Raw genomic sequence first — 16,275 nt, forward strand, 5'->3', positions numbered from 1 at the left:
AGATGGATTATAAAGATACAAAAGCACCGTTAAGTACTATTACTTACGATAAAAATGAAATTGAAGCGCCTACAGAAAATATTTATGAGGCAATATCTATCATAGCAAAAAGAGCAAATCAAATTAATTCTGATTTAAAAAGAGAATTAGTAGATAAGTTAGATGAATTTGCTACATATAACGATTCTTTAGAAGAAGTTTTCGAAAATAAAGAACAAATAGAAGTTTCTAAGTTTTACGAAAGATTACCAAAACCAACAGCAATGGCAGTTGAAGAATGGTTAAACGAAAAAGTATACCATAGAAACCCGAAGCAGAGTAATGTCTGTTTTAAAAGATAAGAAAGTTCTTTTAGGGATTACTGCAGGTATTGCAGCATATAAAACGGCTAGTTTAGTTCGTTTATTTATAAAATTAGGCGCAGAAGTTAAAGTTATTATGACTCCTGCGTCTAAAGATTTTATAACACCTTTAACACTTTCTACACTTTCTAAAAATCCTGTTCATTCAACTTTTTATTCTAAAGAAGACGAAAATGAATTATGGAATAATCACGTAGATCTAGGTTTGTGGGCAGATTATATGTTAATTGCGCCTGCAACAGCAAATACATTGTCTAAAATGACCAATGGTACTTGCGATAACCTTTTACTAGCTACTTATTTATCTGCTAAATGTCCTGTGTATTTTGCGCCTGCAATGGATTTGGATATGTACATACATCCGTCTACGAAACAAAGTTTAGATAAATTACAAAGTTTTGGCAATATTTTAATTCCTGCAACTTCGGCGAATTGGCTAGTGGTTTGGTAGGAGAAGGAAGAATGGCAGAACCAGAAGATATTGTTTCATTTATAGAAAATGATATTTTATCGAATTTACCTTTAAAAGGTAAAAAAGTATTACTAACAGCAGGTCCAACTTATGAAGCAATAGATCCTGTGCGTTTTATTGGAAATCATTCTTCCGGTAAAATGGGATTTGCAATAGCAAAAGCTGCGGCAAATTTAGGTGCCGAAGTTTTTTTAATTTCAGGCCCAAGTCATCAAAAAATTTCACACTCTCTAGTAAAACGAATAGACGTTGTTTCTGCAGAAGACATGTACAACGCTGCACATTCTTATTTTGCTGATGTAGATATTGCTATTTTATCTGCAGCAGTTGCAGATTATAAACCAAAAAACATTGCTACTCAGAAAATAAAAAAGAAAGATGCTACGTTAGACATAGAGTTAACACCAACAAAAGACATTTTAGCTTCTTTGGGTGCAATTAAAAAACAGCAATTTTTAGTTGGTTTTGCTTTAGAAACTAATAACGAACTAGAAAATGCAAAAGGCAAATTAAAAAGAAAGAATTTAGATGCAATTGTATTAAATTCTTTACAAGACAAAGGAGCAGGTTTTGCAACAGACACCAATAAGGTTACGGTAATTGATAAAGATTTAAACGAAAAATCATTTAAATTAAAGTCTAAAGTAGAAGTAGCAAAAGATATTATGAATGAAATTGTAGTAAGAATTCTTAAATAAGATTCTAATAGTATTACAAACTGTTGCTTTCTTTTAATAAAAAATCTAAATTTGAGTATGCGCAAAATAACATCACTACTTTTTATATTTTTTACTGTAATTACTTTTACTGCACAAGAATTAAATTGTTTGGTAACCGTTAATTCAGATCAAATTGCGGGTTCTAACAAACAAGTATTTTCTACTTTACAAAGAGCTTTAAGCGAGTACATTAATCAAACAAAATGGACAGATAGAACTGTAAAGCCAGAAGAACGTATCGATTGTGCTATGACAATTATTATTACTTCTAGAGATAACAATAATTTTACTGCCACATTGCAAGTACAATCATCTAGACCCGTTTTTAACTCTAGCTATCCATCGCCCGTTTTAAATATTAAAGACAACGAATTCAATTTTAAATACAACGAGTTTGATCCTTTAATTTATAATAAAAATGCTTTTGACAGTAATTTAATTTCTACCATTGTATTTTATGCAAATATAATTATTGGTGTAGATGCAGATACATTTGGCAAGTTTGCTGGTGATAAGGAATTAAAAGAAGCGCTAAATGTAATGCTACAAGCGCAACAAAGCGGTTTATCGCCATGGCAAAATGTTGTTGGTAAACAAAATAGATATTTATTAATAGATAATTTAATATCGCCTAAACTAAAAGCTTACAGAAATATACTTTACAATTATCATAGAAACGGACTTGATAATCTTGTAGGCGCAAAAGCTTCTGCACAACAAAGTATAGAAGATAGTGTAATTGCGTTAGAAAGTATTTACAACAAAACAGTTGGTAATTATTTAATTAGATTGTTTTTTGATGCGAAAGCAGATGAAATTGTAAATCTATATTCAGAAGATACCAAAACAAGAAATAAACAACGTCTTATACAAACTGTTCGAAAAATTTCTACCAATAATAATTCTAAGTGGAGAAAGTTAGATTAGGCTTTTTGATAGCTAAAAATTACTTAATTTTTAGCTACTAAAATCTACTGATTTTAATTTTATCCTTTGTGTTATAATTAAATTTTCGATGTTTAGTATTCAACAAATTTTCACTAATTTTATCTTTTAAAATCTAGAGAATTTGCTATCACAATTATCCATAAATAACTACGCGTTAATCAATCAATTAAGTATCGATTTTTCTTCGGGTTTGTCTATAATTACAGGAGAAACTGGTGCAGGTAAATCTATTTTATTAGGTGCCTTGGGCTTGGTTTTAGGTAATAGGGCAGATTTGTCATCATTAAAAGACACTACAAAAAAGTGTATTGTCGAAGCCAAAGTTGCCATTTCTAACTACAATTTACAAGATTTTTTCGAAGAAGTAGACTTAGATTACGAAGCAGAAACCATTATTAGAAGAGAAATTTTACCATCTGGTAAATCTAGAGCTTTTATAAACGATACACCTGTAACCTTAACGGTTTTAAACCAATTAAGAGTAAAATTAATCGATGTACACTCGCAACATCAAACAATGCAATTGTCTGATACTAATTTTCAGTTTTCGATATTAGATGCTTTAGCCAAAAATGCACCAAGAATAGCGTCATATAAAAGAGGTTTTTCGCAGTTAAATAAATTAAAAAGAGAACTTTTAAAATTAGAAGAAAAACAGCAAGAAGCAAATAAGCAGTACGATTACAATTTGCATTTGTTTAAAGAGTTAGAAGACGCTAAAATTAAAGTTGATGAGCAAGAAGTTTTAGAAGAAAAACTAGAAAAGCTAAACAACATAGAAGAAATTAAAGACAATTTAGCAGAAGCTTTAGAACTAACAATAAACGAAGAAATAGGCATTCAAAACTTGCTAAATACTTTAGACAATCGTTTGACTAAAATTGCATCTTTTTCTAAAGAATATCAAGAATTATCAGCAAGAATAACATCCGTAAAAATAGAAATTGATGATGTTGTTTCAGAATTAGAAGACGCAAACGAAAATGTAGATTTTAATCCTAATGAAGCAGAAGAAATCAACGATAGATTGCAACTGCTATACAATTTACAGAAAAAACATTTGGTTAATTCTAACAAAGAATTACTAGCAGTTTTCGAAGAAATATCAGAAAAAGTTGTTGCCGTAGAATCTGCAGACGAGTTTATACAAAAAAAGCAACAAGAAATAGCTTCTGTATCAGAAAAATTAGACAAAGTAGCCGGTTTAATCACAAAGGCAAGAACTACATCAATACCAAAATTAAACAAACAATTAGAAGTTTTATTGGCAGATTTAGGTATGGAAAACGCGCGTTTTTCAATAAAAATAAAGCCAACCAAAAACTATTTTGCAAACGGAAAAGATGAGTTAGAATTCTTATTCTCTGCAAATAAAGGCGGTAACTTTGGCGAGCTTAAAAAAGTTGCATCCGGTGGTGAATTGTCTAGAATTATGCTATCTGTTAAAACCATTTTATCAGAAAACACACAATTGCCAACCATTATTTTCGATGAAATAGATACCGGTGTTTCTGGTGAAGTTTCTAATAAAATAGCGGCAATAATGCAACAAATGAGTAAGAATATGCAAGTTATTGCAATTACACATTTACCGCAAATTGCTGCAAAAGGTAACAGCCATTATAAAGTGTATAAAGCAGAAGTTAATGGTGTAACCACCACAAATTTAAAACAATTAACAGCCGAAGAGCGTGTTAAAGAAATTGCAGAAATGTTAAGTGGTAAAGACATCTCAGAGTCTGCATTAACACACGCAAAAGAACTACTAAATTAAAAAAAGCATTAAATTGTTATACATATGTACAATTTACTTAAAGGGAAAAAAGGTATTATTTTCGGAGCTTTAAATGAACACTCAATTGCCTGGAAAGTTGCAGAAAGAGCACATGAAGAAGGTGCAGAGTTTGTTTTAACAAACGCGCCAATTGCAATGCGAATGGGTCAGTTAGATGCTTTAGCAGAAAAAACGGGCTCGCAAATTATACCTGCAGATGCTACTTCTATGGACGATCTAGAAAACCTTGTAGAAAAATCTATGGAAATTTTAGGCGGAAAAATAGATTTCGTTTTACACTCAATTGGTATGTCTGTAAACGTAAGAAAAGGTAAACATTACACAGATCCTAAGTACGATTTTACAACAAAAGGATGGGATGTTTCTGCAGTTTCTTTTCATAAAACTATGAATGTTTTGTACAACAAAAACGCCATGAATCAATGGGGTAGTATAGTTGCCTTAACCTACATGGCTGCACAAAGAGTTTTTCCAGATTACAACGATATGGCAGACAATAAAGCCTATTTAGAGTCTATAGCACGTAGTTTTGGATATTTCTTTGGTAGAGATCATAAAGTTAGAGTAAACACCATTTCTCAATCGCCAACGCCAACAACCGCAGGTAGCGGTGTTAAAGGTTTCGATGGTTTTATAAAATACGCAGACCAAATGTCGCCGTTAGGTAACGCAACCGCATTAGAATGTGCAGATTATACAATTTCTCTGTTTTCAGACTTAACAAAAAAAGTAACTTTACAAAACTTGTTTCACGATGGCGGATTCTCTAATATGGGCGTAAGCGATGCTGTGATAGAAAAATTCGAGTAATTTTTTTAGAAGCTATTTCCTGCTTTCGCTACTCGCTTTTTTCGTGCCTCAAAAGAGCTCAAACATGCCGCTCAATCAGGGCTAAACTTGTTTGCTAGCAATTAGAAACAGAAAAAACAAAAAGCATATTTAAAAGCTGAAATTTTTAGAAATAAAAACTTTCAGCTTTTTTAATTTTTCTACATTTACAAAACACATATTTCAAACACATTTTGAACCTTAATTTTTCTATCATAGTTCCCGTTTACAATCGTCCAAAAGAAATAGACGAATTGCTAGAAAGTCTTACACAACAAGATTTTTCGAACGATTTTGAAGTTCTAATAATAGAAGATGGTTCTACAGAAAAAAGCGAACAAATTGTAGCAAAATATAACAACAAACTAAATTTAAAATACTTTTTTAAAGAGAATAGTGGTGCAGGAGCAAGTAGAAATTTCGGAATGCAAAAAGCAACCGGAAACTATTTTATTATTTTAGATTCTGATGTATTGGTGCCTAAAAGCTATCTAACTGCAGTAAACAAAGCTTTAGAAAGTAAATTTACAGATGCTTTTGGCGGACCGGATGCAGCGCATGAAAGTTTTACAGATTTACAAAAAGCCATTAATTACTCGATGACGTCTGTGGTAACAACTGGCGGAATTAGAGGAAAGAAAAAAGTGTTGGTAAATTTCAGCCCGAAGTTTTAATCTTGGGCTTTCTAAAAAAGCCTTTCAAAACACACAGGGTTTTTCTAAAATGAAAAACGGCGAAGACATCGATTTAACTTTTAGACTTTGGGAAAATGGTTTTGAAACCCAATTAATAGAAAAAGCCTTTGTATATCATAAACGTAGAAGCACAATTAACCAGTTTTTTAACCAAACCTTTGGTTTTGGTACCGCAAGACCTATTTTAAATAAAAAGTATCCGGAAACTGCTAAAATTACCTATTGGTTTCCTAGTGTTTTTATAATAGGTTTAGATCTAAGTATTATTGCGGCATTTTTTGGTTACCCACAACTATTTTACTTATACTGCTTTTATTTGTGCATACTATTTCTAGACTCTTTGTTTCAAAACAAAAGTGTAAAAGTTGCATTTTTAAGTATTGTAACTTCTTTAACCCAATTTTATGGTTACGGCTCCGGGTTTTTAAAATCTAAATTTTTTAAGAGGTTTCGCTAACGTGTTTTGGTATGTTTTGTTGCGTGTTTTAATCACTAAAGTTAGCAAATAAAACACAGATAGAAAGTCCGCGAGGACTTTCGTAAGTAGGCAAGAAGCCAGCAATAAATTATATACGGTTTTATGCACTAATTTTATCTCTAATTTTCTGTATTAACTCAATAAATTTCTCACTTCTATGAGTTTTATAACAATGTTCTAATAAACTCATTTTTGAATGTTTTATATCACGATTTTGATGACTCAAAATTCTTGTTAAAAGAGCAAATAAAGATTTGCCTCTTATTAGAACGTCATAATTTTCAATAATCTTGTTTTCTAATTCCTTAGGTGCTTTTATGAAATTTCTGTCAGTTAAAAATTCCGCTTTTACTTTATTTTGAATCTTACATACAATATTTTGAGGGTGATTCCTTAATTGGTAGTCATTTCCCTCAATTAAATTTTGAACCTCAAAAGAATAATATTCGATAAAACTATTTAAAGAAGTTGAAAAAATTTCTTGTTCATCTCTATTTAATAAATTTTCAATTTGTCTTCCAAAATATAAATCGTTTTCAATGGAATATCCATTTGTCCAAATTATTTCTTCTAAATTTGAAGGTGGATTTATATAGACATACGTGTCTTTATCTGCTACAAAAATTGTTTTTAAGCTTGAAAACTCATTACGTCTTTCAAATACTTCTAATAGTTTACCGCGACCACCACAAGGTAAAAAATTTACATTTAAAATTCCTATTTCCTCTTCAATCCATCTATAAACAATAATATCATCTTTTCCTTCTACAAGAATTGTTGTTAAGTCAGAACGTTTTAATGTTTCAACAATTTCATCTACACTTAGTACTAATTCCATTCTTAAATTCCTTTGTCGTTAGATAGTATTATTTCTTTATCTGAATATTTAGAAAATATAAAAGGACTATGAGTTGCCATAAAGAATTGATTATTATTACCTTGATTTAATAATGTAGGAACAAGAGTTCTTTGCCAATCTGGATGTAAACTTAGTTCAGGTTCATCAATGAAAATTGTATTGTTTTTTGTAAAAGCATTATAACATATGAAACTTAACATTTGTTTCTCTCCTGCAGAAAGTTTATCTGATGATATTGCATTATTTACCTCTCCAAGAGTTAAGTTTTTTAGGTTAATTCCTTTGTGTTGAAAAATAGTTGTAATTAATTCGGAAAGAGTAGTGTAAGGCTTTAATAATTCTATCCTTTCATCTTCCATTTTTTCAATATCTACTTGTATTTCTTTTAGTATTAGTTTCTCATCTTTATTTTGACCTTTAATTTTTTTAATTATTGTATTTGATTTTTCTTGTTGTTTTGCGTTAATTTTTGAATTTATACTTGAATATTCTTCATTTAAAAGAGAAACAATATCATCTGTAGAAATTGAAGTTATAAAACGTTGGTTTCTTGATGACATTCTTCTTGAAAAATCATTTAATGCTTCCTTAATATCATCTTGAGGTCCATATCTTGGATCAAATCCATTTTCCATTGAAAAACCACCTTCAATACGTCTAAAAGTTGGAAAAAATATAGTAGGAATAGAGTTCTTATGTATTTCAATAATTCTATCATTTACCCTATTTGCTCTTCTCATTCCGTATTCCAATTCACGTACATTAGATTCACTTAAAACAAGAGGTTTTTCTTTATTAACACTAATTGAAATAGTACTGTTTTTTGAATCTCTTCTTACCGATAATATTTGATTACTTGTTGTTATCTCTGCAAAAGTGAAATTAATTTCCCTTATTAAACTCAGCATACGTCCTGAATTTAAAAACCAAATCAATTTTAATATTGTTGTTTTACCTGAACCATTTTTCCCAGTCAGTAAATTTAAATCTGTATTAAAGGTTAAATCTAATGGGGTTTTCCTTCCATTTAATCCTTCAACAAATAGTTTTTTTATCATCTAGTACAGTTTTTTAATTTGTGCATAATTTAATACGATTATCTTGTCGTTTTAATGACTTATAATCGAAGTTAGCGAAGTTATCTTTTTTAGTTTACATAATCAATAGGTAAAAACACTTGTTTTTAAGAGTTATTATCAAAATAAGAAACAGCAAACAACACTAAATTTTAATTTCTGTTATATTTGGTAGAAATTTTAGAATCTATTTTAATGAAACGTAGAAATTTTATAAAAAAAGCATCTGTAACGGGTTTGGGTATTGCAACGGTTTCTTCATCTTTAATGGCATGTAAAGAAACTATACAAGAAGATGCGACTACAAAAAAAGATGAAAAAGCGGTTTTACCTGTTGTTGTAGCAACTTGGCGTTTTCATAATGCCACAAAAGCTGCTTGGGAAGTTTTAAAAAATGGAGGTACTGCAATTGATGCAATAGAACAAGGTTGTAGAGTAGAAGAGGCAGATGTAAACAACACAACGGTAGGAAACGGTGGCACGCCAGATAGAGACGGACATGTAACTTTAGATGCGTGTATTATGAATAAAGATGGAAATTACGGCGCCGTGGTTTTCATGGAAAATATTGCACATCCAATTTCTGTGGCGCGTAAAGTAATGGAAGATACGCCGCATGTTTTATTAGCGGGTAAAGGAGCAGAAGAGTTTGCGGTTTCTAAAGGTTTTGTTAGAGAAAATTTACTTACGGCTTCAAGAAAAAAAGCATGGGAGAAATGGAAAGAAAAATCGGAATACAAACCAATTATCAATATCGAAAATCATGATACGATTGGTATGTTGGCCATTGATAAAAATGGTGATATTTCGGCGGATGCACAACAAGTGGTTTGGCTTATAAAATGGCGGGTAGAGTAGGTGATTCTGCTGTAATTGGTTCTGGTTTGTTTATAGACAATGACATTGGTGGCGCAACTGCAACGGGTATGGGAGAAGAAGTTTTAAAAACGGTTGGTAGTTTTTTAATTGTAGAGTTAATGCGACAAGGTAGAACGCCACAAGAGGCTTGCGAAGAAGGTGTAAAAAGAATTGTTTCTTCTAATCCTAATTATAAAAACTTTCAGGTTGGTTATGTGGCTTTAAATAAAAAAGGAGAATTTGGTAGTTATTGCATTCATCCTGGTTTTGGAGTAAGCAAATATCAAGAAGACAAACAAACCTATATAGCGTCTGGTTCTTATATTCAAAAAAAATAATTGCTGTTCATGTCTATATGAAGATAAAAAAAACCGAAACTTTTAAGTTTCGGTTTTTTATTTTAGAATTATTCTATGAGTAATTTTTTAGAAATTTTTCCTTTTTCTGTAACCAAGTTTACTGTATAAATGGCGGTTGGTAGTTTGTTAATTTTAAGTCTGTTTTCTATACCGTTTTCTAAATTTGAATAGGTATTTACTTTCTGACCTAGTAAATTATATAACTCTACTTTTTTAATGTTTAATAAATCGCTATTTCTAATTACAATTTCACGATTATCATTATCCATAAATACTTCTAAATTCTCGCTTAAAATAGTGTCATTTTCTACAGATAAAGCATTTTTACTAGCAAATGTAATAAAGAATCTATCGGTATATGTACCAACAGGTACGTTTAATTCAGTTGCTGTATCACTTAATAAGTAAGACGTGTTTGTTAACTTATCTAATAAATAGATATTGTCTTCAATATTTTCAACTTCATCAATTTGTACAGTAAAACTGTTGTTAGATCCTATGATTACGCTTAATGGTATTTCCATATCTTTTTCAAGAGAAGGTACCCCCGCTATAATTAACTTTCTGTTAGAATATTCTTGAAAATGCCAGTAAAAATCTGTACTGTTTAAATCGTAAATATCACTATCATAACCATTATCATAACCAAAAGTATTGTTTCTTCTAAAAGAGATACCAATTTGTCTATGCGATTTAATTTCGTCTGTAACATTATAATTAAACCCTAATTTTAATTTAGGTAATAAACTAGTTTCTTGATCTTGTGCAGATTTTTTCTGATTTGATTTAAAGAAGAAAGTTCCGCCAGCAGCATAATTATTATCTCTATAATTTCTTTGTGAATTTTCGAATCTAATTCTACCACCAATAGATGAAGATGAAACGAAGAACCCTTGACCAACACCAATATATCTGTTAGGCGCATGATAAACACCGTCACCTAAACTTGGTAAATTTCCTTTCGTAAATTTTAAATCGTCTATTATTAAATTATAAGGACTGTCTGTTGTAATCGTAAAAGATGTAACATCTTCCCAATCTAAAGTAATTTCTTGTCCTGTAATTCCGGACAGTTCTTGTGTAACCGGTGATGCTCCTCCGTTTGGAGTTAAGGTTACTGTTGGATTTGTTAATGGTAGAATTACATTATTAAATAAATAAATAGATTTTAAATCTACTTTCGCGTTAAAATCAAAAGTAACATCATAAGTACTAGTTGTTAAACCAATATCACCAATAATGTTTCCTAAAGTACCACCAACACCTAAGATGTTAGGTAATAAACCAATGTTTCCTGCAGATTTTGTAACTGTAGTTGTAATTCCGGATACAGTTTGAGTTACAGTGTTACCACTTAAAATTGCATCTGTCCAATCAAAAACTAATGCAGGTAAGCTACCCACACCGTTGGCTGCAATTCCCATAGAAATATTTCTTTGAGAGTATCCACCTTGATATCCTGTTAAATTATGACCTTCAGAACTTGCAGGATTTGCTTTGTCTTCTCCTGTATGTTCCCGGAAATAAATTGTACCGTCGATTTCGTTGATATTTGTATTGATAAAATCTGTTGCATCTAAAGCACTTGGATACGGATTACCTAATAAACTTGTTGTGGCAGGATCTACATCAAAAGTTATAGAACCATCATTAGGTGTACCAACAAATGTAAAGTTTTGTGGGTTTTGACCTGTACTTTTCATCGTGTAACCTTGTCCTCTTTTTATCGGGCTAGATTCTCTTCTTTGAACATACTCTGCTTGTGTAGTACCATTAAAATAAGAATAGATCCAATAAGGTGCAATTTTAATTGGCGTAACGCCTGCAACACCAGGTGCACCATCATAAATGTTACCGTTTCCGGACCAATCTATTTCTGTAATTGTAGATGCCGCAGAAGTAGGTTCGTTACCATCTTTCATTACTTCTTTAACTCTAAAAGAATCTTGGTTTAATTCTCTTACTGGAGAAGACCAATAATGATATCTGTAAATACTTGGCACAACAGCTTGTTGATCTCTGTATAATTTACCGTTACCTTCTACGTTAGAAAAACCAGCATGTGTTTGTATCAATTGACCGTCGCCAATTAATTTCATTTCTCCGTCTAAGATAAAATCTTCATCAAACTCTAAATATCTATTGTCTGATACCATTAGTTTAGAATCATCTTTTATCCAAACACATTCTACTACAACATTTTCTGTTAAAACTGCATGTGTAAGAGATGTTTGAGAGTCGATAACCATAACTTTGTCACGATCTGCAGCATTTGTACTTGGTCCGCCAGCAATTAGGCTACTATTTCCACCTGTCCAAGCATTTGCGTCTCCATTCCGAGAAAATACCGTTAATCTCTGAATATGTAAAATATTTTACACCATTAAAGTCGTACTGTGCAGCATATACATTTTCTGAATTTATAACAGTATCAGTTAACAACACGTAGTTTACATTAGAAGTAAAGTTTGCATCATCTGCTACTTTTAATACTTTAATTGTATTAGGTGTTGTTAATGCAGCGTCTAAAATTGCTTTATTTGCTGTAATTTGAGTGGAACCAACACTTCCTGTTTCAACGATTTTCCAGGTTCTACCAATTGTTTTTTCCGGCGCACAAACTAATTCTGTTTCTGTAATTGAGTTTATGTTACCATTGTTATTACCCCAAACTAAGAAATCTTTGTTTTTAGAAAAACTACCTGAATTTGCTATGTTGGTTGCTGCAATTGTATTTAAACCAATGGTAATTAATGCATCAGAATTTACAGATTTAGATTGTCTTTGCTCTAAAGCCATTGCATCGTCTTTACCAATACCTGCAATATCGTTATGAAAATTACTGTTTGCAGTGTAATCCCAAACTTTAGTATTACCATCTGTTAAAACATAATCTCCGTCGGTAACAGAAGTATTATTGGTATTACTTAAAGTAAAACCATATTTAATTGCTAAATAAGTTTCTACACTTTGTTTTTTTGCATCTGAATGAGCGTCACTGTATAAAATAACTTCTGCAACGCTACCATCTATAACTCTTGTTGTAAAGTTTCTGTCTCTACCAACTGTGTAAGTATATGATCCTTCTGAATCTGGTGAAATGTTTGCAGTGAATATTCTAGAATGCATTTCAAAAGTATCAGGTCTTGGATGCGCTGTTAATTGTGTTTCTAAACCGTTAACATACTGAACACCGTCTCTTACTTCTATTGGATTAAAAGTGGTATCAAAAACAAAATCTGTACCATTAGTTGTGTTTCCATTTCCGTGTCCTAAACCAGCACCGTCATTGTGTGTAAATGGAGTAGCCCAATCTGTATTAGATTGATCGTTGTATACAATATACATTGTTCTAGGGTTTAAAAGGCCAGTGTATGATAAACCATCTCCGTTTGCTTGATTAAAAGTTACTGTTGGATTAAAGTTTAAATTATTAGCAACAATACTTGCGTCTGGTTCTTGACCGGCAGTAGCATCAAAATCTAAACTAGCTGTTTGATCTTCCCAACGCGTAACTGTATTACCTCCGGTTACATCTTTATCAGCTCTTAACCATAAAGTATTTCCTGTAAAGTCTGGTGTTACAGGATCAGAATCTTCATCACGATAATCTACATTATCTGTACTAACATCTGAATCTTCATCAGGTAAATCTTGCGATGGTGTGTTAATTTCATCATTAACATCATATCTGTCATTTGTATTCGATCCTTCAAAATTATCATCTAGTCCATCGTTATCAGAATCTGTTCCGCTTACAGTATTGTCTGTAAAACCATTTTCTTCAATATCTAATAATCCGTCACCATCAGAATCGCTATCTAAATAATCAGGAATTGTATCTGGATTTGTAAGTGATGCATCTGTATTTTCTTGAGTAGTTAAATCTACACCAATAATACCTGCACAATCTGCCGCTAACGCACAATCAGGGTCATAAGCATCATCTAAACCATCGTTATCAGTATCTGATCCACTCGGAGAAATGTAACCAATTGTTGGTTGTGCTTCTATGTTGTCTCGGAATACCGTCGTTATCGGCGTCAATGTCTAAGCTGTTTATTATTCCGTCGTTATCTGAATCGCTACCTAAAGCTACTTCAGTTGAAATGTCTTCAGCAGAAAACACTCCTGCAGGTGTATTACTATATCCGGCAGCATCAATTAAACCGAATAATAACCACTAACACCTGCGCTTGTTCCTCCTCCAATTGGACCACCAAGACCACCATCACTTCCGTGACCAGGAATTATTGTGTAGTCTGCAGAAATATCTAAGCTTACAGGGTTACCATCTACATATAAAGTTAAAATACCGTTTACAAAAGTTGCGGCTACGTGATGCCATGCGTTATCAACTGCTATAGAAACAGGATGTGCTAAATCTCTTTGGTTAGTTGCGCCGCCGTTTCGAGTTGATAATGTGATTACACCATTGTTAATCCATAATGTTACACCATTTGTTCCTCCTCCTTCTTCATAAATAACTCTTTGCCCTGAAACGTCATCTGGTTTTATCCATGCAGAAAAACTTATATGTGTATAAGTGTCTTCCATAAAACCGCCATCTTGACTATATCTTAAAACGTCATTAGTACCATTAAATTCAGCTGAATGTGTTCCCTGAATTGCATCTGTAGAATAATCGGGTTGATTTGTTTCTGGTCTTTCGTTATTGCCGTTACCGTAAACGTCGTTAGAATTATTGTCTAATGGCCAATACGCATCTGGATTTGTTGCGAAAGTTGGTGAAATTGAAGTATCTGCTTGATCCTCTATAATGTCTGGTATACCATCATTATCATCATCAATATCAATATCATTTGTAATTCCATCTCCGTCTGTATCTACACCAATAATGTCATCTCTATAATCTAAATCTCCTCCAATATTAACATCAGCATCACCGTCTGTAAAATTATCTGCAGGTGTATTATCAAAAGAACCGTTTACATCAACATAATCATCACCATTATCTAATGTGTTATCTAAACCGTTTTTACCAACTGGGTTGGTAGTTGTACTACCATTGTTAGGTAAAGTAGTTAAACCAGATTCTAAAATATCGTTGATACCATCATCATCTGAGTCTAAATCTAAATAATCTGGCTCACCTGTTTCGTCTGTATTTACAGGCGTTATACCTGTGTCATATGCTAAATCTATACCAAAAAGACTGTAACTACCTGTTGGAGCTATGTATCCTGAAGTAGTTTGTGCTTCGATGTTATCTGGAATACCGTCGTTATCTGCATCTAAATCTCTAAAATCAAATACAGTATCTCCGTCGCTATCTATTGGAGTACAAAAACCGATATCGCCAATTGCAATATTTTGAGTGGCAGTAATACTACCGAACCTGCGTTTTCATAAACAATTTGAACTTGTGTTATCCATTCTGATATTGAGTTGATTGTTATATTTGATGAAGCTGTGCTTGTACCTAAGAAAGTATTATTACCTGTAAAAGAGTTAGAAGCACCAGTTGTATAATCTGCAGCCGTAAGATTGTAGGTTGTACCATCTTGCTTAGTAATGATTATTTTAACTCTATCAATTGCAATTGTATTCACATCTACATTTACATCGTAAATTGTAAAATTGATTCCAAAAACAGGAGCATCAAAATTGATAATATGTCTAGAAAAAGCAGAAAAAGAGGCACCTTGATTTAAATTATAAGAACTATTAGTTGTTGTTGCATTGTTTACTCTAAATTCACTTTCACTAAGTACGTTTGAGGTTCTAGATAATAATATGTTTACGTTGTTATTAGATAAATTTGCAGATGTTCCTAAAGGATCATCACCAGAAATAAAAGTAGTATCTCCGTTTGTGAATTCATTATTCCAGTTTAATATGCCTCCTGTAGGATCTGAAATTAAACAACTTCCAGGTCCCAGTTCTATTGCGTCTACAATACCATCGTTATCATCATCTAAATCTAATTCATCACTAATTCCGTCTCCATCGTAATCATTTGTAAAAGTATCATCTCTATAATCTACATCTCCAGAATTAAATACATCACCATCTTCATCAGGAAAATTATTACTTTGCGAATTGTCAAAAGAACCGTTTACATCGTTATAATTATCTCCGTTATCATAAGCATTGTCTAAGCCATTTACGCCGTATACACCTGTTAAAGTTAAACCTGCTTCAAAATTATCTAATTTACCATCGTTATCTGAATCTGTATCTAAATAATCAAAATCGCCATCTGTATCTGTATCTTCTCGAGTTAAACCACCGGAATAAGCAGTATCTACACCATTAGTATCATAAATACCATCTGGAGCGGTATAGCCTAAAGTACTTTGAGCTTCAATATTATCAGGTATTCCATCATTGTCAGAATCTAAATCTAAGCAGTTTAGAATTCCATCGCCATCAAAATCATCTGCAGGATTGATATATTCTACTTGGAAATTATTTAAATCGAAGTTAGAAGTTTGTCCGAAAAAAGAACTGTCAATGTAATAATCATTTCCATTTGCGGTTTGTGCACTTGTATAAACAACATTACCATTCACTAAATAACTTACATTTGTACCTGTTTTTCTGATACTTAGTATATTTCCACTTGCTCCGCTTCCGAAATTTCCTATATAATTACCGTTTTCATAGATTTGTAGTGTTTCATTGGTACCTCTTACATAAAAAGAAAAATCTACATCCGGCCAACTATTAGATGAATCTGTACCAGATTCATTAATACCAATAACAACTCTTCTATCCGTAAAGTCTGTATAGTTACCACTAATGGTAAATTTCATTTCGAAGTCACCATTTACACCATAAGTAGAAAAATCAGGTGAATGCG

At 32.0% G+C, this 16,275-nt stretch carries 10 protein-coding genes and 3 pseudogenes; 7 read left to right on the forward strand and 6 right to left on the reverse strand.

Going from position 1 to position 16,275, the window contains the following annotated elements:
* Positions 1 to 2: 2 nt before the first annotated feature.
* The 6 genes and pseudogenes from ACZ1HD_RS05850 (at position 3) to ACZ1HD_RS05875 (ending at position 6,276) form a co-directional block, all read left to right on the forward strand.
* Positions 3 to 341, forward strand: a complete 339-nt coding sequence (locus tag ACZ1HD_RS05850) for a DNA-directed RNA polymerase subunit omega (protein ID WP_472688886.1) — start codon at positions 3 to 5, stop codon at positions 339 to 341.
* Positions 322 to 1,532, forward strand: a pseudogene (gene coaBC, locus ACZ1HD_RS05855) (bifunctional phosphopantothenoylcysteine decarboxylase/phosphopantothenate--cysteine ligase CoaBC). The gene ACZ1HD_RS05850 and the pseudogene coaBC overlap by 20 nt, the downstream one beginning before the upstream one ends.
* Positions 1,533 to 1,589: 57 nt before the next feature.
* The gene (porD, locus tag ACZ1HD_RS05860; RefSeq protein WP_472688887.1) at positions 1,590 to 2,480 is read left to right on the forward strand and encodes a type IX secretion system protein PorD; all 891 of its coding nucleotides are present in this window, start codon (positions 1,590 to 1,592) and stop codon (positions 2,478 to 2,480) included.
* Between the two features lie 142 nt (positions 2,481 to 2,622).
* Positions 2,623 to 4,275, forward strand: coding sequence for a DNA repair protein RecN (gene recN, locus ACZ1HD_RS05865; RefSeq protein WP_472688888.1), 1,653 nt, complete (start codon positions 2,623 to 2,625; stop codon positions 4,273 to 4,275).
* Between the two features lie 24 nt (positions 4,276 to 4,299).
* Complete coding sequence (locus tag ACZ1HD_RS05870; protein ID WP_077808918.1) at positions 4,300 to 5,106, forward strand: enoyl-ACP reductase FabI; 807 nt, start codon at positions 4,300 to 4,302, stop codon at positions 5,104 to 5,106.
* A 212-nt stretch (positions 5,107 to 5,318) separates the two neighbouring features.
* Positions 5,319 to 6,276 (forward strand): annotated as a pseudogene (locus tag ACZ1HD_RS05875) (glycosyltransferase family 2 protein).
* A 121-nt stretch (positions 6,277 to 6,397) separates the two neighbouring features.
* On the opposite strand, the gene ACZ1HD_RS05880 reads toward ACZ1HD_RS05875, so the two are convergent.
* A complete protein-coding gene (locus tag ACZ1HD_RS05880) occupies positions 6,398 to 7,135 on the reverse strand; it encodes a hypothetical protein (protein ID WP_472688889.1) in 738 nt (245 codons plus the stop codon).
* 2 nt (positions 7,136 to 7,137) lie between these two features.
* Positions 7,138 to 8,214 (reverse strand): AAA family ATPase, encoded by a 1,077-nt coding sequence (locus tag ACZ1HD_RS05885; RefSeq protein ID WP_375241199.1) that lies wholly within the window; start codon positions 8,212 to 8,214, stop codon positions 7,138 to 7,140.
* Positions 8,215 to 8,427: 213 nt separating this feature from the next.
* Here ACZ1HD_RS05885 and ACZ1HD_RS05890 point away from each other — a divergent pair.
* Positions 8,428 to 9,428 (forward strand): annotated as a pseudogene (locus ACZ1HD_RS05890) (N(4)-(beta-N-acetylglucosaminyl)-L-asparaginase).
* Positions 9,429 to 9,496: 68 nt separating this feature from the next.
* On the opposite strand, the gene ACZ1HD_RS05895 reads toward ACZ1HD_RS05890, so the two are convergent.
* The 4 genes from ACZ1HD_RS05895 to ACZ1HD_RS05910 form a co-directional block, all read right to left on the reverse strand.
* Positions 9,497 to 11,698, reverse strand: a complete 2,202-nt coding sequence (locus tag ACZ1HD_RS05895; protein WP_472688890.1) for a T9SS type A sorting domain-containing protein — start codon at positions 11,696 to 11,698, stop codon at positions 9,497 to 9,499.
* Positions 11,699 to 11,750: 52 nt separating this feature from the next.
* Complete coding sequence (locus tag ACZ1HD_RS05900) at positions 11,751 to 13,496, reverse strand: DUF8202 domain-containing protein (RefSeq protein WP_472688891.1); 1,746 nt, start codon at positions 13,494 to 13,496, stop codon at positions 11,751 to 11,753.
* Between the two features lie 117 nt (positions 13,497 to 13,613).
* Positions 13,614 to 14,006, reverse strand: a complete 393-nt coding sequence (locus ACZ1HD_RS05905) for a LamG-like jellyroll fold domain-containing protein (protein WP_472688892.1) — start codon at positions 14,004 to 14,006, stop codon at positions 13,614 to 13,616.
* Between the two features lie 737 nt (positions 14,007 to 14,743).
* The gene (locus ACZ1HD_RS05910; protein WP_472688893.1) at positions 14,744 to 16,228 is read right to left on the reverse strand and encodes a hypothetical protein; all 1,485 of its coding nucleotides are present in this window, start codon (positions 16,226 to 16,228) and stop codon (positions 14,744 to 14,746) included.
* Between the last annotated feature and the right edge of the window lie 47 nt (positions 16,229 to 16,275).

The organism is Polaribacter sp. HA6-7 (assembly GCF_055693625.1).